Annotated in this window: 20 protein-coding genes and 1 tRNA gene; all 21 read left to right on the top strand. The window is 51.7% G+C overall.

Features of this window, described 5'->3' with window-relative positions; genetic code table 11:
- Positions 1-75 precede the first annotated feature (75 nt).
- Positions 76-2,730, top strand: a complete 2,655-nt coding sequence (locus FFM82_RS11495; protein WP_137645950.1) for a cation-translocating P-type ATPase — start codon at positions 76-78, stop codon at positions 2,728-2,730.
- Positions 2,731-2,786: 56 nt separating this feature from the next.
- On the top strand, positions 2,787-3,221 hold the full coding sequence (locus FFM82_RS11500) for a hypothetical protein (RefSeq protein ID WP_137645951.1): 435 nt from the start codon (positions 2,787-2,789) through the stop codon (positions 3,219-3,221).
- 95 nt (positions 3,222-3,316) lie between these two features.
- Positions 3,317-5,488 carry a Tex family protein gene (locus FFM82_RS11505; RefSeq protein WP_137645952.1) on the top strand — a complete coding sequence of 724 codons (2,172 nt, stop codon included), beginning with the start codon at positions 3,317-3,319 and terminating at the stop codon, positions 5,486-5,488.
- A complete protein-coding gene (locus FFM82_RS11510; RefSeq protein WP_137645953.1) occupies positions 5,481-5,927 on the top strand; it encodes a SprT family protein in 447 nt (148 codons plus the stop codon). The genes FFM82_RS11505 and FFM82_RS11510 overlap by 8 nt, the downstream gene beginning before the upstream one ends.
- 69 nt (positions 5,928-5,996) lie before the next feature.
- The gene (locus FFM82_RS11515) at positions 5,997-7,283 is read left to right on the top strand and encodes a homoserine dehydrogenase (RefSeq protein ID WP_137645954.1); all 1,287 of its coding nucleotides are present in this window, start codon (positions 5,997-5,999) and stop codon (positions 7,281-7,283) included.
- Between the two features lie 9 nt (positions 7,284-7,292).
- Positions 7,293-8,168, top strand: a complete 876-nt coding sequence (gene thrB, locus FFM82_RS11520; protein ID WP_137645955.1) for a homoserine kinase — start codon at positions 7,293-7,295, stop codon at positions 8,166-8,168.
- 55 nt (positions 8,169-8,223) lie between these two features.
- Positions 8,224-8,308, top strand: a tRNA-Leu gene (locus tag FFM82_RS11525).
- Between the two features lie 320 nt (positions 8,309-8,628).
- Positions 8,629-8,832, top strand: a complete 204-nt coding sequence (locus tag FFM82_RS11530; protein ID WP_137645956.1) for a helix-turn-helix transcriptional regulator — start codon at positions 8,629-8,631, stop codon at positions 8,830-8,832.
- A 10-nt stretch (positions 8,833-8,842) separates the two neighbouring features.
- Complete coding sequence (locus FFM82_RS11535; protein ID WP_137645957.1) at positions 8,843-9,274, top strand: hypothetical protein; 432 nt, start codon at positions 8,843-8,845, stop codon at positions 9,272-9,274.
- A 354-nt stretch (positions 9,275-9,628) separates the two neighbouring features.
- The gene (locus tag FFM82_RS11540; RefSeq protein WP_137645958.1) at positions 9,629-10,603 is read left to right on the top strand and encodes a mannose/fructose/sorbose PTS transporter subunit IIA; all 975 of its coding nucleotides are present in this window, start codon (positions 9,629-9,631) and stop codon (positions 10,601-10,603) included.
- Positions 10,604-10,632: 29 nt separating this feature from the next.
- A complete protein-coding gene (locus FFM82_RS11545) occupies positions 10,633-11,442 on the top strand; it encodes a PTS mannose/fructose/sorbose transporter subunit IIC (protein WP_137645959.1) in 810 nt (269 codons plus the stop codon).
- Positions 11,443-11,460: 18 nt separating this feature from the next.
- Entirely contained in the window at positions 11,461-12,375 is a 915-nt protein-coding gene (locus FFM82_RS11550; RefSeq protein WP_137645960.1) for a PTS system mannose/fructose/sorbose family transporter subunit IID, read from the top strand.
- Between the two features lie 128 nt (positions 12,376-12,503).
- A complete protein-coding gene (locus FFM82_RS11555) occupies positions 12,504-12,884 on the top strand; it encodes a DUF956 family protein (RefSeq protein ID WP_137645961.1) in 381 nt (126 codons plus the stop codon).
- 179 nt (positions 12,885-13,063) lie between these two features.
- Positions 13,064-15,901, top strand: coding sequence for a sigma-54-dependent transcriptional regulator (locus FFM82_RS11560; RefSeq protein ID WP_137645962.1), 2,838 nt, complete (start codon positions 13,064-13,066; stop codon positions 15,899-15,901).
- Between the two features lie 66 nt (positions 15,902-15,967).
- On the top strand, positions 15,968-16,384 hold the full coding sequence (locus FFM82_RS11565) for a PTS sugar transporter subunit IIA (protein ID WP_137645963.1): 417 nt from the start codon (positions 15,968-15,970) through the stop codon (positions 16,382-16,384).
- On the top strand, positions 16,381-16,896 hold the full coding sequence (locus tag FFM82_RS11570; protein WP_137645964.1) for a PTS sugar transporter subunit IIB: 516 nt from the start codon (positions 16,381-16,383) through the stop codon (positions 16,894-16,896). Before FFM82_RS11565 ends, FFM82_RS11570 begins: the two co-directional genes overlap by 4 nt.
- A gap of 131 nt (positions 16,897-17,027) precedes the next feature.
- Positions 17,028-17,999 (top strand): ketoacyl-ACP synthase III, encoded by a 972-nt coding sequence (locus FFM82_RS11575; RefSeq protein WP_137645965.1) that lies wholly within the window; start codon positions 17,028-17,030, stop codon positions 17,997-17,999.
- Positions 18,000-18,008: 9 nt separating this feature from the next.
- The gene (locus tag FFM82_RS11580; RefSeq protein ID WP_137645966.1) at positions 18,009-18,389 is read left to right on the top strand and encodes an acetyl-CoA carboxylase biotin carboxyl carrier protein; all 381 of its coding nucleotides are present in this window, start codon (positions 18,009-18,011) and stop codon (positions 18,387-18,389) included.
- Between the two features lies 1 nt (position 18,390).
- A complete protein-coding gene (locus FFM82_RS11585) occupies positions 18,391-19,713 on the top strand; it encodes an acetyl-CoA carboxylase biotin carboxylase subunit (protein ID WP_137645967.1) in 1,323 nt (440 codons plus the stop codon).
- Positions 19,710-20,513, top strand: coding sequence for an acetyl-CoA carboxylase carboxyltransferase subunit beta (locus FFM82_RS11590; RefSeq protein WP_137645968.1), 804 nt, complete (start codon positions 19,710-19,712; stop codon positions 20,511-20,513). Before FFM82_RS11585 ends, FFM82_RS11590 begins: the two co-directional genes overlap by 4 nt.
- Complete coding sequence (locus tag FFM82_RS11595; RefSeq protein ID WP_137645969.1) at positions 20,506-21,279, top strand: carboxyl transferase domain-containing protein; 774 nt, start codon at positions 20,506-20,508, stop codon at positions 21,277-21,279. The genes FFM82_RS11590 and FFM82_RS11595 overlap by 8 nt, the downstream gene beginning before the upstream one ends.
- The last annotated feature ends 172 nt before the right edge of the window (positions 21,280-21,451 follow it).

Raw genomic sequence — 21,451 nt, forward strand, 5'->3', positions numbered from 1 at the left:
CATACATGGGTCTCATTTTCTATATCGGGACCTTGTCACGGTAGAAAGTGGGACCCAAATATAAGGAGGAGCACTATGACAAACCAACCCAAGTACCAACAGCCGTTGACCGCAATTTATGAAGAATTGCAAACGGATCAAAACGGCTTGAAGCAAACCGAGGCCCAGGCCCGGCTGGAGAAGTACGGCAAGAACGCTTTAAACCAGCAAAAATCGACAACGATTTTGCAGAAGTTCATTGCCCAGTTCAAGGATTTCATGATTATTGTGTTGCTGGTCGCTGCATTGATTGCCGCCTTTAGTGGTGAAGCGGTCGACGCCGTCATTATTTTAATGGTGGTCGTGTTGAACGCCATCTTCGGGGTTTTCCAAGAATCCAAGGCCGAAGAAGCCATCAACGCGTTAAAGGAAATGGCGTCGCCGGACGCGACTGTTTACCGCGATGGTCAAATTCAAACGGTTAAAAGTGACGAACTGGTACCGGGTGACGTGGTTGCCCTGGAAGCCGGTGACATCGTTCCCGCCGACGTTCGCTTGATTGAAAGTGCCTCGTTAAAGGTCGAAGAGTCCGCGCTAACCGGTGAATCGGTACCGGTTGAAAAGAACGCTGAGACGCTGGAAGCCGGCGACTTACCGATTGGTGACCGCCTCAACATGGCTTATATGAATAGTAACGTGACGTACGGTCGGGCGACCGGGGTCGTGGTGGCAACCGGGATGCAGACCGAAGTTGGTCGAATCGCTGGTATGATTGCCGCCGCCGATGAAACGACGACGCCGCTGCAAGCCAACCTGACCCAGTTAGGAAAATCCCTAACGATTTTAATTTTGGTGATTGCTGCCATCGTCTTCGGTATCGGGATGTTACGCGGTTCCGAAAGCTTAATTGACATGTTGCTGACGGCCATCTCCTTAGCCGTTGCCGCTATTCCGGAAGGGCTCCCCGCCATCGTAACGATCACGTTAGCCTTAGGGACGCAGCGAATGGCCAAACGCCACGCGTTGGTCCGCAAATTGCCCGCTGTTGAAACCTTGGGGAGTACCGATATTATCGCTTCTGATAAGACCGGGACGTTGACCCAAAATAAGATGACGGTTGAAAAGTTAGTGCTCAACCAGCAGTTAGTGGATGCACGGGAAACCAAATTGGCGACCGATAACCACTTAGCGCAAGTGATGATTTTAAGTAACGATACTAAAATTATGCCCGACGGCTTGGCCGGTGACCCGACCGAAACCGCCCTCGTGCAATACAATCTCGATCAAGGTTACCCGGTCGATCAATTATTAAAAGACCGTCCGCGGGTCAGTGAAGTGCCGTTTGATTCGGAACGGAAATTAATGTCGACGGTGCACCCGTTAGATGACGGCAAGTTCTTGGTTGCCGTTAAGGGGGCTCCCGACGAATTACTCAAGCGGGTGACCCAGGTGGAAGTTGACGGCGCGGTTAGTCCGTTAACTAAAGCAACTCGGGACCAAATCTTGGCGACGAACCACGACTTAGCGACCCAGGCGCTGCGGGTCTTGGCGTTTGCCTACAAGATTATCAACGTGATTCCTGAAACCGTTAATAGTGAGACGCTCGAAACCGACTTGGTCTTTGCCGGGATGGTCGGCATGATCGACCCCGAACGGCCAGAAGTTGAACAAGCCGTGGCGGATGCTAAGTCCGCTGGGATCCGGCCGTTAATGATTACCGGTGACCACCGTGATACGGCGGAAGCCATCGCGGTTCGGTTAGGGATTATTAACGAAGGTGACGACGCTGCGGTGATTACCGGGGCCGAACTGGACGCGATGAGTGACGCGGACTTTAACCGTTCCGTAAACAAGTACTCCGTTTATGCCCGGGTGGCACCGGAACACAAGGTGCGGATCGTGAACGCATGGCAGAAACGCGGGAAAGTCGTTGCCATGACCGGTGACGGGGTCAACGACGCCCCCGCTTTGAAGGCTGCCGATATTGGTATCGGGATGGGGATTACCGGGACCGAAGTTTCCAAGGGTGCCAGTGACATGGTGCTGGCCGACGATAACTTCGCCACCATCGTGGTTGCCGTTGAAGAAGGCCGGAAAGTTTTCGCCAACATTCAAAAAGCGATTCAATACCTGCTTTCCGCTAACTTAGGGGAAGTCTTGACCCTGTTCATGATGACGATGTTAGGGTGGCAAATCTTGGCGCCAGTTCACATCTTGTGGATTAACCTGGTGACCGACACCTTACCAGCGATTGCGTTGGGGGTTGAACCAACCGAAAAGAACATTATGAAGCACAAACCGCGGGGCCGTAGTTCGAACTTCTTCTCCGGTGGTGTCTTCAGCAGTATTATTTACCAGGGGCTCCTCGAAGGGGGAATCACGTTATTCGTTTACTGGATGGCGTTAACTTATCCGGTGCACGCACAAGCGTCATTAGCGCATGCCGACGCCCTAACGATGGCCTTTGCGACCCTTGGGTTGATTCAACTGTTCCACGCGTTCAACTCCAAGTCGATTCACGAATCGCTGTTTACGGTCGGGCTGTTTAGAAACCGGTTCTTCAACTGGGCCATTTTGATTGCCTTCGCGATGCTCGCCATCACGATCGTTGTCCCAGGCTTGAACGACCTCTTCCACGTGACCCACTTAGACGCTTACCAATGGGGTATCGTTGCCTTGGCTTCCTTATCAATGGTTATCATTGTTGAAATTGTGAAGTTTTTCCAACGTCGTCACATGAAGAACGCCTAAAGCGTGCCATTACTGGTAAAATAAGGTTACGATACTAATAGAAAAGAGAATGTCTCATGCGAAAAGCAACGGTTCAAACGTACATGCCCGTTTTATCCAAGGTGATTGAAAGTACTGAAAAAATGGGTGAACAACTTAACCCGTTATTTGAAAAACTGCGTCAAGCCATTGACAATGATCAGGTGGCGGCGATGGTACCGGCTGAATTCAACGATATTCAAATGGAATTTAGTGACGGGACCGAACAGTACCAAAAGAACTTGGACCAACTGAAAAAGGTTGGCGTTCCGGTCCGGTTAATGGGTCGGCACCGAAACCTAGTTGCCGCGTATGATGCGTACGCACAAGCTTGCGCCGCCATGACGGCCAGCTTGGATATCAAGACGCAAACGATTGACGTTGACGCCTTTAACCAGGCGGAAAAGGCGCAAGAAACTGAAATGGCGCATGTTTCCAATAACGTTCAACGCATTATGAACATGGTCATGTAGCCCATAACGCAAAAAGGGATCTGGTTTTCCAGGTCCCTTTTTGCGTTCGGCACGGGTATAATGGCATTATGATTTGACAGGGAATGGGTGAAAGAATGGATGAACAAATTATCGCGTTAGTTGATCGTCAATTGACGCAGTACCAACCAAAACAGATTAAAGCCGTCCTGGATTTAATGGCGGATGGCAATACGGTCCCGTTTATTGCACGTTACCGTAAGGAGCGAACCGGCGACTTGGATGAAGTGGCGATTCGCGATATTAAGGCGAACTATGACCGCTTAGCCGCGTTGCAGGGGCGTAAAGCCGACGTCATTAAGTTAATCGATGAACAGCATCAGTTGACGCCGGCCTTAACGAAAGCCATCAACGCAGCTGAAAAGTTGCAGGACGTTGAAGATTTATATTTACCGTATAAGCAAAAGCGCCGAACTAAGGCAACGATTGCCAAGGACGCGGGACTAGAACCGCTAGCAGCTTGGCTGCTGCGGTTTCCAGCCACTGGGATTCAGGCTAAGGCACAGACGTTCGTTAATCCGGACCATGACGTGAACGACGCGGCCGCTGCGCTCGCCGGTGCCCACGAAATTTTGGCGGAAGCCTTTGGGGATAACGCCCAGTTACGAAATTGGGTGCGCCAGACGACCCACGACCGCGGGCGGCTAGTTGCGACGGTCAAGCCGAAGGGCAAGTCGTTGGACGAACAGGGCGTTTACCAACAATACTACGAGTTCAGTAGCCCGATTAACCGGTTGGCATCCTACCAAGTGTTGGCGCTTAATCGGGGCGAAAAGGCCAAGGTGTTGCGGGTCGCCATTGAAGTTGACCGGGCGCTTATCGACCGTTACTGTCACTTCCGGTTTATTGGCCAGCACCGCGGCCCGGCCGCTGACCTGATCGAAGCGGCGTATCAGGATGCTTACAAGCGTTTTGTGGCTCCGGCCATTGAACGTGAGCTACGCAATGATTTAACGGCGCGGGCCGATAGCCGTGCCATTGCGGTTTTCGGGGACAACCTCTACCACCTGTTAATGCAGGCACCGTTGAAGGGGCGGGTCGTTCTCGGTTTTGACCCCGCCTACCGGACCGGCTGTAAGCTCGCCGTGATGGATGCCAACGGGAAGTTTTTAGATAAGTTAGTGATTTATCCGCATAAGCCGGCCCCCCAGGCAAAACGCCAGGCCGCCGCGGGTGAATTTAAAGCGTTTATCGAAAAATACCACGTTGAAATGATTGCGATCGGTAACGGGACCGCTTCACGGGAATCCGAAGAGTTCGTTGCCGGGGTCCTCAAAACGCTGACGCGCCCGGTTTATTACGTTATCGTCAACGAGGCCGGCGCGTCGGTTTATTCAGCCAGCGCCAAGGCCCGCCAAGAATTTCCGGAACTCCACGTTGAGCAACGCAGCGCCATCAGTATTGGGCGCCGGTTGCAGGACCCGTTGGCGGAACTGATCAAAATCGACCCGCAGTCGGTCGGGGTCGGTCAGTACCAACACGACTTACCGCAAAAAGAATTGGGGGCGCAGCTGGATACGGTGATCGAAACGGCCGTTAACCAGGTCGGTATCAACCTCAATACGGCGAGTTCGGAACTGTTAACCCACATCTCGGGGTTGTCGCAAACGATTGCGAATAACGTGGTCGCGTACCGGGATGCCAACGGGCAGTTTACCAGCCGGCCACAATTAAAGAAGGTTGCCCGGCTCGGACCGAAAGCCTACGAACAGTCGGTTGGCTTTCTGCGGATTATTGACGGCACCAACGTGCTAGATAATACCGATATTCATCCGGAAAGTTATCCGGCGGCTAAGCAGTTGCTGACCGCGGCCGGGTTGAAATTAAGTGACGTTGGCACCGCGACGGCGCAACGGTTGAACCAACTCGATTTGGACCAACTTGCCGAAACGACCGGCGTGGGCGCGTTAACGCTCAAGGATATCGTGACGAGTCTTCAAAAGCCGGGGCGGGATGCCCGTGATACCATGCCAACGCCGATACTCCGCCAAGACGTCTTAAAGGTCAGTGATTTAAAGGCCGGTATGCAACTTCAGGGGACCGTCCGCAACGTCGTCGATTTCGGTGCCTTTGTCGACATCGGGGTGAAACAGGACGGCCTGGTGCACATCTCTAAAATGAGCCACCGGCGGGTTAACGATCCCCACCAAGTCGTGGCGGTCGGTGATATCGTCACCGTCTGGGTCGAAGCGGTTGACGAACAGCGGCAACGGATCGCCCTGACGATGGTCGAACCAAGTGATGACTGACGCAGAACTCCAACGGTTGGTCGAGCAAATTTCACTGACGGCGTTTCAGCGGCCGTTCAAGCACCGCGCGACCTTTAACCACCGGCTGCGTAGTAGTGGTGGCCGCTACTTACTAGCAAGTCACGACATTCAACTCAACCCGAAAATGCTAACGGATTTTGACCGGGCGACTCTAGTTGGCGTCATCAAGCACGAACTGTGCCACTACCACCTGCACTTGACCGGCCGGGGCTATCAGCACCGTAATTCGGATTTTAAACGGTTACTGGCCGCGGTGGGCGGCTCACGGTTTGCGCCGGCCCCCAAACAGCCGCGGGTAACCGCGCAGCGTTATGTTTATCAATGTCAACGCTGTGGTCAGCTTTACCGACGAAAGCGGCGGATGAATCCAGCTCGGTACCGCTGCGGCCGCTGTCGGGGGCCCATCAAATTAGTTTGAAAAGGATTGCTTAACGGTCGGGGTTCCGATAGAATGGGCTTAACTATTAAAAATAATGGAGGGTTTACGATGAAAACGATTAAAATTGGGATCGTCGGACTGGGAACAGTCGGTAACGGCGTGGTTAAAATGTTGCAAGCGCACCAAGAAAAGATCTCAGAAATCACCGGTCGCAAGTTGGAACTCGCTTGCGTCGTGGTTCATAATCTAAAGAAACACGAAAACGTTGACTTGGGAGACGTGCAACTGACCGACCAAATTGAGACGTTGATATCCGACCCAACAATTCAAATTATGGTCGAAGTGATGGGCTCGATCCATCCCGCCAAGGAATACATTACCCAGGCCTTGCAAGCGGGTAAGCACGTGGTTACGGCGAACAAGGACTTAATCGCGCAGTACGGTCGTGAGTTAGTGCAAATTGCGCGTGAAAATCACCGCGACCTCTTTTATGAAGCCAGCGTTGCGGGCGGAATCCCGATTTTGCGAACCATCGATAATAGCTTCGCCGCCGATAAGATTCAGCGGGTAATGGGGATCGTCAACGGAACAACGAACTACATTATGACCCAGATGCTGACCAAGCACTGGACGTACGAACAGGCGCTAAGCTCTGCGCAGGATTTAGGTTTTGCTGAAAGTGACCCGACCAACGACGTCGAGGGACTGGACGCCGCTTACAAGATGATTATTCTGACCCAGTTTGCCTTCGGGATGAGCTTATCGATGGACCACGTCCAGGTGCAGGGGATTTCCCACATTAGTGCCGAAGACATTAACGAGGCTCACCAGTTAGGCTATACCATTAAATTATTGGGGATTGCGGAAGAAATTGACGACCGGATCGCCGTTTCGGTGGGACCGGTCCTCGTTTCTGACCAGCACCCACTCGCAACCGTGCAAAACGAAAATAACGCCGTCATGGTGACCGGGACGGCCGTGGGTAACACGATGTTTTACGGTCCGGGTGCCGGTGAGCTCCCAACCGCTAACAGTGTGCTGAGTGACATTACCACCGTGGCGAAAAATATTGCCCTGGATACGACTGGCAATACGTTTAATTCGTACCGTCAGGATACCGTTCTAGCAACGCCGCACGACGTCGTTTACCCGCACTTCATTGCGTTACGGATGCGCGACGTTCCCGGGATGATGATGAAGCTGACGGCCATTATGACGAAGGCCGAAGTCTCGTTTAGCCGGATTATTCAAAATCAACTGAGTGACGGCAACGCCCGCGTGGTGATCATCACCCACGAAATGAATGATCAACAGTTAGCGGACATTACCGCCGCCATTGCGGATCAGGATAATATGCAGCTGTTAGCAAGTTACAAAGTTTTAAAGAATGCGTAGGTGCCAGCAATGTTAAGCATTTCAGTTCCAGCGACGTCGGCGAACTTGGGCCCCGGATTTGATTCAATCGGGATCGCGGTCGACATGCAGTTGACGTTGCAAGTCATCGCGCCCAGTACGCACTGGCAGATCGACCACCCCTTTGGTGACGAAGTGCCACATGACGAGCGCAATTTGATTATTAAAACGGCGTTGGCGTTAGCGCCAACGCTCGCCCCGCACCATTTGCAGATGGCCTCACCGATTCCGCTGGCCCGCGGGCTGGGCAGTAGTTCGACCGCGATCGTAGCCGGTCTGGTGCTGGCTAACGAGTTAAGTGGGCAAGGGCGGTCGTTAGACGACTTATTGGCGGTAGCGACCCGGATGGAAGGCCACCCCGATAACGTGGCGCCAGCGCTCTTCGGTGGCCTGGTAGTTGCCACTTACGTTCAAGAGCGGGTTCACGCGGTTAAATTACCGTTGCCGAACCTGTTCGCCAGCATTTACGTCCCGAACGAAGAGCTGCTCACGGCGGCCAGCCGCGACGCGCTTCCCGCCCAGTTGCCGTTCAAGCAGGCGGTAGCGGGTAGCAGTATTGCGAATACGCTAGTTGCGGCGTTAGCCACCCAGGATTGGGCGACGGCGCTACCGCTACTAGAAGCCGACCAGTTCCACGAACAGTACCGGGCTAAGCTGGTCCCGGCGTTAGCGACGATTCGCAAGGTGGCCCACCAAATGGGCATCGTGGGGACCTACCTCAGTGGCGCCGGGCCGACCGTCTTGACCCTCGGTGATTACGGGCAGCTAAACGAATTACAACAGCAATTACGTCAGGAACCAACTTTAACTGGCCAGTTACACCTGTTACCGGTCGACGCAACCGGCGTAAAAGTTCAGAAATCTTAAATTAGGGTTGTCAGACTCACAAAATTTTGTTATGATATTTTTTGTGAGTTGTGATGCGGCCATGGCGGAATTGGCAGACGCGCAAGATTAAGGATCTTGTCGGGGTTAACCCGGTGGAAGTTCGAATCTTCTTGGCCGCACTAAATGAACATTAACGTCTCAAAACGATTATCGTTTTGGGACGTTTTTTTGTGCTTGGCAACCGGTGAGGCTGTGACAGTAGTCACAGCCTCTTGTGTGTCTCCGAATATTGATAGCTAAAACGTGCGCCAAAAGTCAGTTGGCTCCGCTTAACCCCGTAGGTCCAACAATCCAAGCCCAGGATTATTTGCCCTACGCCGTTAATGCTCACCAACTAACCGACTTTTGGCACACGCTCGTTTTTTTGTGCTTGGCAAACGGTGGCGGTGGCAGTATACTAAGGATGTAATATATATATTACATTGCGGGAGGAATCAACGTGCAGAATAACGTCCGTGCCTTGCGGGTCGCCGCGCACCTATCACAAGTCGAACTCGCAAGTGCGGCCGGCATTACCCGCCAAACGCTGAGCCTGATCGAGAAGGGTGCGTACAACCCGTCACTAAAGTTATGTTTGAATATTTGCTACCGTTTGGGTCAAACGCTGGACCAGGTCTTTTGGGTCGCACCGGGTGACCAGTAAGGAGATTATGATGAAAAAAATTAAGGATGAACGGTTGATTATTCGGAACCTAAAAAATATCCGGCTAAGTTTCATTATTGAAAACGGCGCACTCTTAGCGGTTTTAGGTTGGCAGCTTGGTCAGGGGCAAGCCTGGTCGCGAGTGGTTAGTTATCAGAATCCGTTGTTTAGTATTTTCATGTTAGCGGCCGTCAGCCTAACGCTATTATCACTGAACGTCAGTGTTCCGATGGAAGATAAGCCGCGGGCCAGCTGGGGTCAGCTGGTTTGGCACGGCTTAATTTGTTGGGTGATCGCCTGGTTATTCTGCTGGGGTCTACTACGGGTGAATCCGTTAGCGGCGGTGGGGTTAGCCCTCATCTTTACCGTGATTTTTAGTGGGATCGAATTAGTCGCGAACCATTTGCGGGATCCCCACGATGACGTGACCCACCAATCTTAACGCTTGATCAAGCAATTTAATCAATGGTGGCCGGCCGACGTAACTGTTGGTCGGTTATTTTTTTGTTAAGAAGTATTGAATTGGTTAAAACGTTGATAGTGTTTCGTAAAATTCACTTAAAATTGATACTGTTGATACACAAATTTAACAAATTAATACTGTATCGGCGTAGTGTATCAATATAAAAGCCTGGTAAACCGTTATTTTACCCTAGTGTATTTTGGCACGGAAGTTGCATGTATAGTAGTGAGGGCAATTAAGGTTGCGCTTTCAGTATTATAAAACCGTTACAGGAGATTTAAGATATTATTTATTCAGTTCAGATGACTGTAACGAAAAATAGGAGGTACAAAGATGGTAAGCATTATCATTGCTAGTCACGGCGAGTTCGCTAAAGGCATTTTTCAATCTGGTTCAATGATTTTCGGCGAACAAGAAAATGTTCAACCGGTTACGTTGATGCCTAGTGAAGGCCCTGACGACATTAAGGCTAAGTTGGAAAAAGCGATTGCTTCTTTCGACGATCAAGAACAAGTCTTATTCTTAGTTGACCTTTGGGGCGGGACTCCGTTTAACCAAGTCAACGGCTTGTTCGAAGCACATAAGGACAAATGGGCGATCGTTGCCGGCTTAAACTTACCAATGTTAATTGAAGCCTACGCTTCACGGCTGTCGATGAACTCAGCTCACGAAATTGCCAGTCACATTATCGAAACGGCCAAGGACGGCGTTAAGGTTCGTCCTGAAGAATTAGCACCTAAGGAAACCAAGGCTGCGGCTGCGGCCCCTGCTGCTAACAACGCCGGTCGGCCCGGTCAGATGGAATACGGCTTGGCTCGAATTGACTCCCGCTTACTGCACGGACAAGTTGCAACGGCTTGGAGCAAGACCGTTAACCCAACTCGGATCATCGTTGTTTCTGACAACGTTGCCAAGGACGAATTACGGTCAAGCATGATCAAGCAGGCCGCCCCTGCCGGTATCAAAGCGCACGTTATCCCAATCAAGCAAATGATTAAGATTGCTAAGGATGACAAGCACTTTGGTGGTCAAAAGGTCTTAGTCTTATTCGAAACACCGGAAGATGCTTACACCGCTATTAAGGGTGGCGTGCCAATCAAGACCTTGAACATTGGGTCAATGGCCCATTCAGTTGGTAAGGTTCAACCAAACAAAGTTTTGGCCTTTAGCCAAGAAGATATCGATACCTACAAGAAGTTGGAAGACATGGGCGTTGAAATGGATGTCCGGAAAGTGCCAACTGACAGTAAGGATAATTTGGATAATATCATGAAAAAGGCACAAAACATGTTAAACGAACAGAAATAAACTATCAGAAGAAAATGGAGGATTAAATCATGACTTTGAATTTTATTCAAGTAATTCTAGTCGTACTGGTCTCATTTTTAGCTGGTATGGAAGGTATTTTGGATGAATTCCATTTCCATCAACCAGTTGTGGCATGTACGTTAATCGGTTTAGTAACCGGTCAATTAGTCCCATGTATGATCTTGGGTGGGTCATTACAAATGATTGCCTTAGGTTGGGCCAACATCGGTGCCGCCGTTGCACCCGATGCCGCGTTAGCTGCCGTTGCTTCCGCAATCATTTTAGTTTTAGGTGGCCAAGGTAAAGCCGGCGTTTCATCAGCCATCGCGATTGCCGTTCCACTGGCCGTTGCTGGGTTACTCTTAACCATCATCGCCCGGACGTTAGCCACTGCGATCGTTCACGTTATGGATAGAGCCGCTGAAGAAGGTAGCTTTACCAAAATCGACATTTGGCAATGGATCGCCATCTGCATGCAAGGGTTACGGATTGCCATTCCTGCCGCAGCTATTTTAGCCGTTGGCGCTGGTCCCGTTAAAGCGATGTTGAACGCAATGCCTGCTTGGTTGACCGATGGTTTGTCAATCGGTGGTGGGATGGTCGTTGCCGTTGGGTACGCCATGGTTATCAACATGATGGCTTCCCGTGAAATGTGGCCATTCTTCGCTTTAGGTTTCGTCTTAGCCGCCGTTACACAAATTACTTTGATTGGTTTAGGTGCAATTGGGATTTCCTTAGCCTTGATTTACCTACACCTTGAAAAGAGTGGTGGCTCAGGTAACGGTGGTGGTACTGCCAATACTGGTGATCCAGTTGGCGATATCATCGATAAGTATTAGTGAAGGAGGAAAACTAAAATGGCTGATCAAGTTAAATTATCAAAAAGTGACCGTCGGCGTGTTTGGTGGCGTTCAACGTTCCTCCAAGGTTCATGGAACTATGAACGTATGCAAAACGGTGGTTGGGCATACTCATTAATTCCCGCATTAAAGAAATTATATACAACTAAAGAAGACCGGGCCGCTGCTTTGAAGCGTCACTTGGAATTCTTCAACACCCATCCTTACGTGGCTTCACCAGTTATCGGGGTTACCTTGGCACTTGAAGAAGAACGTGCTAACGGGGCGCCAATCGATGACGTTGCCATCCAAGGGGTTAAAGTTGGGATGATGGGTCCGTTAGCCGGTGTTGGTGACCCAGTGTTCTGGTACACGGTTAAGCCAATCGTCGGTGCCTTGGCCGCTTCACTGGCCATGGCCGGGAACATCATGGGACCAATCATCTACTTCGTTGTTTGGAACGCCATTCGGATGGGCTTCATGTGGTATACACAGGAATTCGGTTACAAAGCCGGTTCTAAGATTACTGAAGACATGTCTGGTGGGATCTTACAAGATATTACCAAGGGTGCTTCCATGTTAGGGATGTTCATCTTAGCCGCCTTGATCGAACGGTGGGTTAACGTGGACTTTAGTCCGGTTAAAGTTTCGACGATCAAGCAATCCAAGGGTGCGTTCATTGACTGGGCCAACTTACCTTCCGGTGGTGAAGGCATCAAGAAAGCCTTGGTTGAACAACAAGCCGGCTTGTCACTTGATAAGTACAAGACCACGACGTTGCAAGATAACTTGAACGACTTAATTCCAGGGTTGGCCGCGTTACTCTTGACCTTCCTCTGCATGTGGTTACTGAAGAAGAAAGTTTCACCAATCGTCATTATCTTAGGCCTCTTCGTATTTGGGGTTGTAATGCACGTGCTTGGTGTGATGTAAGCAGTGATTCAGTCTGAGTCACGGACGAAGGGGTGGACTCGCAGAGTTCATCCCTTTTCGTCACTTTGCATCCTGGCGGTCGGCGCCGTATAATCGGTGTAAACGAGAAAAGAAATGGAGTTAATCGAATGGTTCAATCACTCAATCACAAAGTTGATTTGGTCATGGATGGCAACTCCCACATGGGTTTGACCGATTATGGCAAGATTATGGTCGGTGACAAGGGGTTCGAATTTTACGATGACCGAAACGTTAAGAATTATATTCAGATTCCGTGGACCGAAGTGGAACGGGTCGTCGTTTCCGTGATGTTTCGCGGCAAGTGGATCCCCCGGTTTGCCTTTAAGACCAAGAAAAATGGGATGTTCACCTTCTCATCGAAGGATCCTAAACGGGTGTTACGGGCGGTGCGTCAGTACATCGAACCGGAGCGCATTGTCAAGTCGCTGACCTTTTTCCAAGTGTTACGGCGGTCGTTCAAGCGTAAGGGCGACAATTATTTGAAATAATGATGAGTGAGCAACTGGATCCTAGTCTGGTTGCTCACTTTTCAATTGCTCCTGTAACCGGTCCCAAAAAAGCCGTTGATTTCAAGAATATTGATAGTGTGTTAATACACTGTGTGGTAAGATTAAAATTAATTGACAAAACGATGGGATAATTTTCGGTCAGAAAAGGAGTGGCGCAGTTGACCAGAAAAGCACGGATTTTTGAGTACCTTTGCCAGCACGGTAAGCAGGCGGGGCTAACAACTGAAGAAGTGGCTAACGGGCTGATGCTGGCGCGTTCGAACGTCAGTAAGGAGTTGAATACGTTGGTCCGTGAAGGTCAGTTGATCAAATCAACTGGACGACCGGTCCGCTACGAACTACAGCCCACAACGGCCCCGGTTTCAGACGCAGCCAGGGCGCCACGTAGCGTTTCGGATAGCGTTTCAGCAACCGCAACCACGGCGGCCCGAACCAAGCCGGACGCCTTTGACCGGATGATTGGCGCCCATGAAAGTCTATCAAACCAAGTTGAACAGGCCAAGGCGGCTATTTTATACCCGCCGCGGGGGCTGAACACCTTAATTATTGGACCGACCGGGTCGGGGAAGACGTACTTTGCTAACGCGATGTATCGCTTTGCGGATAATCAGGACGTATTGACCGATTCGCAAGGCTTGATCACGTTTAACTGCGCGGATTACGCGCATAACCCGGAATTACTGATGTCACACCTATTCGGCTACGTTAAGGGCTCGTTTACCGGGGCTAACGAGGATAAGGACGGCCTGATTCAGCAGGCGGACGGTGGCATGCTCTTCTTGGATGAAGTGCACCGGTTACCACCGGAAGGTCAGGAAATGATCTTCTACTTTATGGACCACGGCACTTATTCGCGCTTGGGTGAAACCGCCAAGAGTCACCATGCCAATGTCCGACTGGTCTGTGCCACGACTGAAGACCCAGAAAGTACGTTGTTGCAAACTTTCGTTCGGCGGATTCCGATTACGATTCAGCTACCGGCGTTCAATAACCGTTCGGCTCAGGAACGGCTGGAGCTACTGAAGGCCTTACTTTCACTCGAAGCAAACCGGATCGATAAGCAGATCAAGCTCACGGAGGACGTGGTCCAGGCTTTGCTAGGGTCGGTCACGTTTGGGAACGTCGGTCAGTTGAAGTCGAACATCCAACTAGTTTGTGCCCAGGGCTTCGTCAACAGTATCGAAAATGATAGTGAAATTACGATTACGATGGACGACCTGCCCCAAAATATCCGGAGTGGGCTAATGACGGTGGCGTCAAACCGCCACGAACTCGGCGCCATTTCGGAATTACTGGACCCGGTCTTGATTGTTAAACCGAACGACGGCCCGACGCCGGTCCGCAATAAGGACGACAACTACGAGTTACCGTATAACCTTTACGAAATTATTGGTGATAAGGCGGCCCTACTACGCCGAGAAGGGTTGGATAAGGAGCACATCAACCGCTTCATTACCACCGACATTAACTTACACTTAAAGTCCTTTTATAAGCAGACCAAGCTGGAAGTGGCACCGGAAAATAAGTTAGCTGAAATCGTTGATCAGGACGTCATCGACTTCACCAAGACCGCGCAAGCGACGATTCAGGACATGCTCGGCTATAATTTTAAAGATAACTTTATTTACGCCGTTAGTTTACACATCAGTTCCTTTATCAAGCGGATTCAGGCCGGTAAACCGATGCGCCAGATGAGTGCCGACATGTTGGCCATGGTTAAGGAATATCCGGCTGAGATTAAGGCGGCAACGACTTTAAAACGGGGACTGGAGGAACGTTACCACTTCCCGATTCCACGCTCCGAAGTTTACTACCTGGCTATTTTATTGATCTCACTAAAATCGATGCAGTTAAACGGTAAGGTCGGCGTCTTAGTGGCGGCACACGGGATGAGTACGGCCACTTCGATGACCCAGGTGGTCGGACAACTGTTGGACGATTACGACGTTTCGGCCTTCGACATGCCGTTAGATATGGATCCCAACGTGGCGTACACCCACATTAAGAAACGGGTACAAAAGCTCGATGCCGGTAACGGTGTTTTGTTACTCGTTGACATGGGGTCGCTGACGACCTTTGGCGAACGGATTCAGGACGAAACCGGGATTGCGATTCGCACGATTGACATGGTTACGACGCCGGTTGTACTGGAAGCGGTTCGAAAAGCCAGCCTGATCGACAGTAATTTGGACTCGATTTTTCATGAACTGGTTGGGTTTAAAGGGTACTCGCGAATCTCACGCGGGCGCTTACCGGAAAGCCAGCCAGCAGCTCCCGTCACGACGGACACGGCGGCCACCACTGACGAACAGCGCGCTATCGTCGCAATTTGCGCAACCGGGGTCGGAACCGCCGAGCGAATCAAAACGATTCTGGATAGCCTATTGGCTCAGAATTTTATCGAAGGCATCAGTGTCTTCCCGGTTTCGGTGGTTGAGATGGCGGACCGGCTAGCTCAAATTAGCCAGAATTACCGGATTATTGCGGCGACTGGCATTGCTAAGCCGGACTTAGACGTCCCGTTCATTTCACTTGAGGAATTACTCCAGGGCGGGGGCGAAAAGTTTATTGACCAACTGGCGACCGGATTGGACGCGCCCCAAAGTAAGGTCGTGGAAAACCAGGAACTAACGCCCGAATTATGTGAACGTTACTTGGGTGATTACTTTACCTTCTTGAACCCGCGTAAGCTAACGACGATTTTATGGCAGTACAGTCAAACGATTGCCAATCACATGACGGAGACGATGAGTAACGCCTTTCGCATCGATTTAATTATGCACTTGGCGGGGGCGTTGGAACGAACGGCCATCAAGGATGACATCTCGGCACCGGACGAAGAATTACCTAGCATTAAGACGTCGACGTGGTACCCGGTTGTCCAGACGGCCAATCAACAAATTCAAAACCAACTGCAACTGACTTTTTCAGCGGCAGAAAACTATTACATTGTGCAATTGTTGGAAACGCACCAGGCGCAAGTGATGCCCAGTTGATACACTAACTGGCATGATTTTTGCACCAATAAGGGTGAAGGCGTTCTGAAAAGAAGGAGGGATTGCATGTTAGCGTTTGTCGTAGTGAGCCACGGTGAATTTGCTAAGGGCGTGGTTCAATCGTCCTACATGATTTTTGGCAGTCAGGAGAAGGTTCAGGTAGTGACGTTTCAGCTGGATGATGAACCGGAAACCTTGGTTCAAAAGTTGACCGCGGCGGTCGATCGGTTCGATGCTGATGATCAAGTGCTGTTCATGGTCGATTTGTGGGGCGGCTCGCCGTTTAACGCCGCTGCCCGAATCGTCGCCGAAAATACCGAGCGGATGGGGTTAATCACCGGCTTAAACTTACCAATGCTGATTGAAGCGTACACGGTCCGCGATAAACCGCTGGATGAGGTGATTGCCCACCTCGAGGAGACGGGTAAAATCGGGATTAAACACTTAGATTTATTACAGGATGAAGAAGGGGCGTCGCGATGACGATGGACGTTCGCTTAGCCCGTATTGATAGCCGGCTACTGCACGGGCAGGTCGCGACCGTCTGGACGAAGACTGTCAATCCGAACCGGATTCTGGTGGTTTCGGACGTCGTGGCTCACGACCCGCTGCGCAAGACCTTAATTGTGCAAGCGGCGCCGCCGGGTGTGCGGGCTAACGTTATTACGGTGGATAAAATGATTGCAATTTATCGGAACCCGCTCTTTGACGACGTACGGCCACTGGTGTTGACCGATACGCCACAGAACATGGCCCGCTTAGTTGCCGGCGGTCTTGATTTTAGTGCGACCGGGGTCGATATTGGCAGCTTAGCGTATTCCGCTGGCATGGTGATGGTCACCAACGCGATTGCCATCGGTCAGGCGGAGGCTGACGCCTTGTACGCGTTACAGGCGGCCGGCTTACGGATCTTTGCGCAGAAGGTGCCGACTGACAAGCGGGTTGACGTGATGCCGTTATTGGCTAAAAAGGGGTTCGAGGCACCGATTAATTAACTAACCGACCGTCGCACCAATCAGATTATAAGGATTTACCTAAAAAAGACGTGCGGTGCTTTGACCGCGCGTCTTTTATTGATAAAATTAGCATAATAGACTTAATAACGAAAAACGGAGGAATCGGCAACATGCCAACTTATACAAAACTTGTGGCGATGGGCCAGTACGTCCCGGAACGGATTGTGACCAACGACGAATTAGCGACCATCATGGATACTAGTGATGAATGGATTCAAAGTCATACCGGGATCAAAACCCGCCGCTTTGCGATGAACGGTGAAAACACCTCCGATTTAGCGACTGAAGTGGCCCAGCAGCTATTACAAAAAAGTGGCTTAGCCGCTACGGCAATCGACCTGATCATTGTCACGACGATTACGCCGGACGCGTTAACCCCAGCGACGGCCTGCATCGTCCAACGCAACGTTGGCGCCAGTAACGCCTTTGCTTTTGATATGAGTGCGGCCTGTGCCGGGTTTACGTTCGGCTTGGCAACCGCGGATAAGTTTATTCGTAGCGGTCAGTATCAAAACGTGATGGTGATCAGTGCCGAAGTTAACTCTAAAATGATGGATTTTAAGGACCGAACGGCGGCCGTCTTTTTTGGTGATGGTGCCGGCGGGGCGTTGCTACAAGCAACCGAGGACCCGCATGAAAATAATTTGATTGCCGAAAAGTTGCAAACTCAGGGTAATCCCGAAGTCATCCATTCCGGCCGTGTGCAACCGATCACAACGGTGGCGGCGACGAATTATCCGCAGACCGACGCCTTTTATCAGAATGGGCGCGAGGTTTTCCAGTTCGCAACGACGGTCGTTCCTGAACAGATGCGCGGTTTGCTGGCAAGCGCTGGTTACCGGCCCGATGACTTACAATACGTGATTTGTCACCAGGCTAATTTACGAATTATTGAAAAAATTGCGGCGACCCTGGCCTTACCAATGACGAAGTTTCCACACAACGTTGAGGATCTGGGAAACACCTCGTCCGCCGGTGTCGCGATGGCACTGGCCGGCGTTTTTGACCAGGTGAACGGTCCGACCTTGTTAACTGCATTTGGCGGTGGCTTAGCGTACGGTTCCGTCTTGATTAAAAAGTAGGAGGGCACGATGGATTTAAAGGATTTAGACCGGCTGGTTGAGAAGTACGCGCACGAGGGCTTTCAACAAATTCGCGTTAAGGCCGGCGATTTAGAAATTGAAGTGCAGCGGCCGTCTGCGCCGGTTAAACCGGTGTCGTCCGAACCGACCGCGCCAACGAGCAAACTAACAACAATTAAAAGTCCGATGGTCGGCGTCGTGCACTTAGCAGACGAATTAACGGTGGGGCAACCGGTTGCGGCTGGTCAGGAACTGGCCCAAATCGAAAGCATGAAACTGTTTAACCCGCTGAAAAGTCCGGTTGCTGGAACGGTAGCGGCCATTTTAGTAACGGATAACGCCGCCGTGGAGTACGATCAACCGCTCATTGAACTTCGAAAGGATCGGTAGTATGTTTCGCAAGCTTTTAATCGCCAACCGTGGGGAAGTGGCCGTGCGCATCATAAAGGCGTGCCGGGCGTTGAAAATTCAAACGGTGGCGGTCTGCTCAACGGTTGACCGCCACGCTTGGTATACCCAGCTCGCGGACGAAGTGGTCTGCATTGGGCCGGCGCCGGCCAGTCAGTCGTACCTGAACGCCGAGGCCATCTTGATGGCAGCTATTAATACCCACGCCGATGCGATTCATCCCGGCTACGGCTTTTTGGCCGAAAATGCGACCTTCGCGACCATGTGTGCCGAATGTGGTATTCAGTGGATTGGTCCGGGAGCCCGGGCAATCGAATTGATGGGTGATAAGGCCCGGGCCAAGGCCTTTGCCCGCCAGCAAGGTGTCCCGGTGTTAGCTGGGACGTCGATCAACCACTTACAGTGGGCTAAGATTAAGCCGATTGCGACCAAGCTCGGTTTTCCGTTAGTATTAAAGGCTAGCCACGGTGGCGGTGGTAAGGGAATTCGGGTCGCTTTGACGGCCCGGGCGCTCCACCAACAACTGCGGGTGGCCCGAAAGGAAGCGGCGGCGTCCTTTTTAAACGATGCGATGTACCTGGAACGCTATTTGGAGCACGCCCGTCACGTTGAGGTGCAGGTTCTGGGGAGCGCGGACGGGTTACTGATTTTAGGCGACCGTGATTGTAGTCTCCAGTTGCATAAGCAAAAGGTGATTGAAGAAAGCCCGGCCAGCATTTTAACGGCTAACCAACGGCAAAAATTATACGCCCTGACGCGTCAACTACTGACCGGAGTGGCTTATCGAAGCCTGGGGACGGTTGAGTTCCTCTTTGCCAACGGCCAATTTTACTTTATGGAAATGAACACCCGCTTACAGGTCGAGCACGGGGTGACTGAGCTCACAACGGGAATCGACATTGTCCAGGCACAGATTCGCGAGGCTGCGGGTGAACCGTTACCAATCGCTGCGGACCGGGGGTTGCACCCGAACTGTGTCGCGATTGAAGCCCGAATCTCCGCTAGTTTACCGGTTCGCCAGACGCTGTTTACGACGCTAAGTTGGCCAACCGGCGTCCGCGTGGATACGGGTTACCGGGCGGGGGATCGCTTCGTTACGATGTACGACGGTTTAATTGCTAAATTAATGGTAACCGGTGCGACCCGGTCGGCTGCCGTGGAAAAACTACAACGAGCGTTGGCAGCGGTACGATTAAGTGGCCTGAGTAGCGACTTGCCGTTTTTACAAACGACGGTGGCACGCGCGGCCTACATCGATAACCAGTTTTCAATTCATAGCTTGGGACGTTGGGAGGCGGTCAAATGAGTCACTATCCGAAGGCGGGCACCTGGGCGACCTGCCAGGTGTGTGGCCGTCACGTTCATCATAGCCAGTGGGGGCAATGGCAGCAGTGCCCGTATTGCCAGCATTTACGCCGCTTAACGGCCGCGACCCGCATCGACCAACTTGTTGATCCGGGAAGCTTTCAGCCGTTAGCGATGCCAGAGCGGCCGCATAACGCCCTTCATTTTCCGAATTACGACCAAAAAATTGAGCGGGCCACGACCCGGACCACCGCCACCGAAGCGGTTACGATTGGGACGGCGATGATTGCACAGCAGCCGACCGTTCTGGCCGTTATGGATAGCTACTTTATGATGGGCACCTTAAATACGGCGGTGACTAGACGGCTGATCACGGCGAGTCAAACGGCCCGTGACCGCCAGTTACCACTGATTATCGTGACCGCTTCTGGGGGTGCCCGGATGCAGGAAGGGCTGTACGCCTTGGTGGGCATGAACCTCGTCCTGGACGAGTTGGCCCGCTTAGCGGCAGTACCGTTACCGCTGATCACGGTTTTGACCGATCCAACCATGGGTGGCGTTTCTGCCAGCTTTGCCTTTCGGGGTGACGTGGTGGTTGCAGAGAGCGGGGCTCAAATCGGCTTTGCCGGTGCCCGCGTTATTGAGCAGGCCCAGCCGGTATCCTTACCGGCTGATTTTCAGACTGCGGAAAGCTTATTGCGTCAAGGTCAGTTAGATGCCGTGGTAACGCGCCCGCAACTGCGAGAATACCTGGGCACGGTGCTACACGGTTACGGGTTAGGAGGAACTGACAATGGATGAACGTTTACAGCGTTTACGGGCGGCTGACCGGATTGACGCTCCGACCGTGATTCGGGCGTTAGTCCCAACGTTAGTCCGCCAACAGGGGGACCGGTTGCTTGGCGATGACGCGGCCCTAACGGCGGGGTTTGGCCGTCTTGTGACGGGACCGACCGTGGCCGTCTTGGGTGTCGATCGCGGAACGGATTTAGCCAGTCGAAAAGCCAAAAACGGCGGCGCGTTAACGGTTGCGGGTTACCGAACCGCTACCCGGGTTGTGCGCCACGCCGAGAAGTTTGGCTTTCCCGTTATCAGCTTGATCAACATGCCGGGGGCCGACGCCAGTCCGCAATCGGAACGTTATGGTCAAAGTCGCGCCATTGCCGACTTGATCGCGTTGAGTGGCCAACTGCGGGTACCTAACGTGGTCGTGTTTCTTGGCGAGGGGCACAGCGGCGGTGCGTTAGCGTTTGCGAACGTTAACCGGATCATCATGTTGGACGACGCACTGTTCAACGTTGCGTCACCGGAGTCGGTGGCGGCCATTTTGCGGGGCCAACAAAGTCCTGCTCAAGCCATCGATTTATTGCCGATGACCGCACGCGCCTTGTTGGATCGCCACCTGGTTGACCAGGTTGTTAATCATCAGGAGCCGGATTTGTTAGCGATGTTAGTGACCACCATTACCCAGACCATTAACGGGTTATCCGCTACGCCGGCGACTGCGTTAATCGCACAACGGGAAACCAAGTTTAATCGCTTTATGGCGGTGTGGCCGCTAAACTAAAAATATAAGCGTGGTCCAAAGTCGGCTGACTTTGGGCGCACGTTTCGCCGACTATCATCAGGAAACGAAAAAAGAGGCTGTGACATAAGTCTCTAAAAACAAAGCAGGTCTGGAAAAATCTTCGGATTTTTCCAGACCTGCTTTTGATATAATAGAAAATAAAAAAAGAGCA

The organism is Lactiplantibacillus plajomi, assembly GCF_005405405.1.
Taxonomy (GTDB): Bacteria; Bacillota; Bacilli; order Lactobacillales; family Lactobacillaceae; genus Lactiplantibacillus; species Lactiplantibacillus plajomi.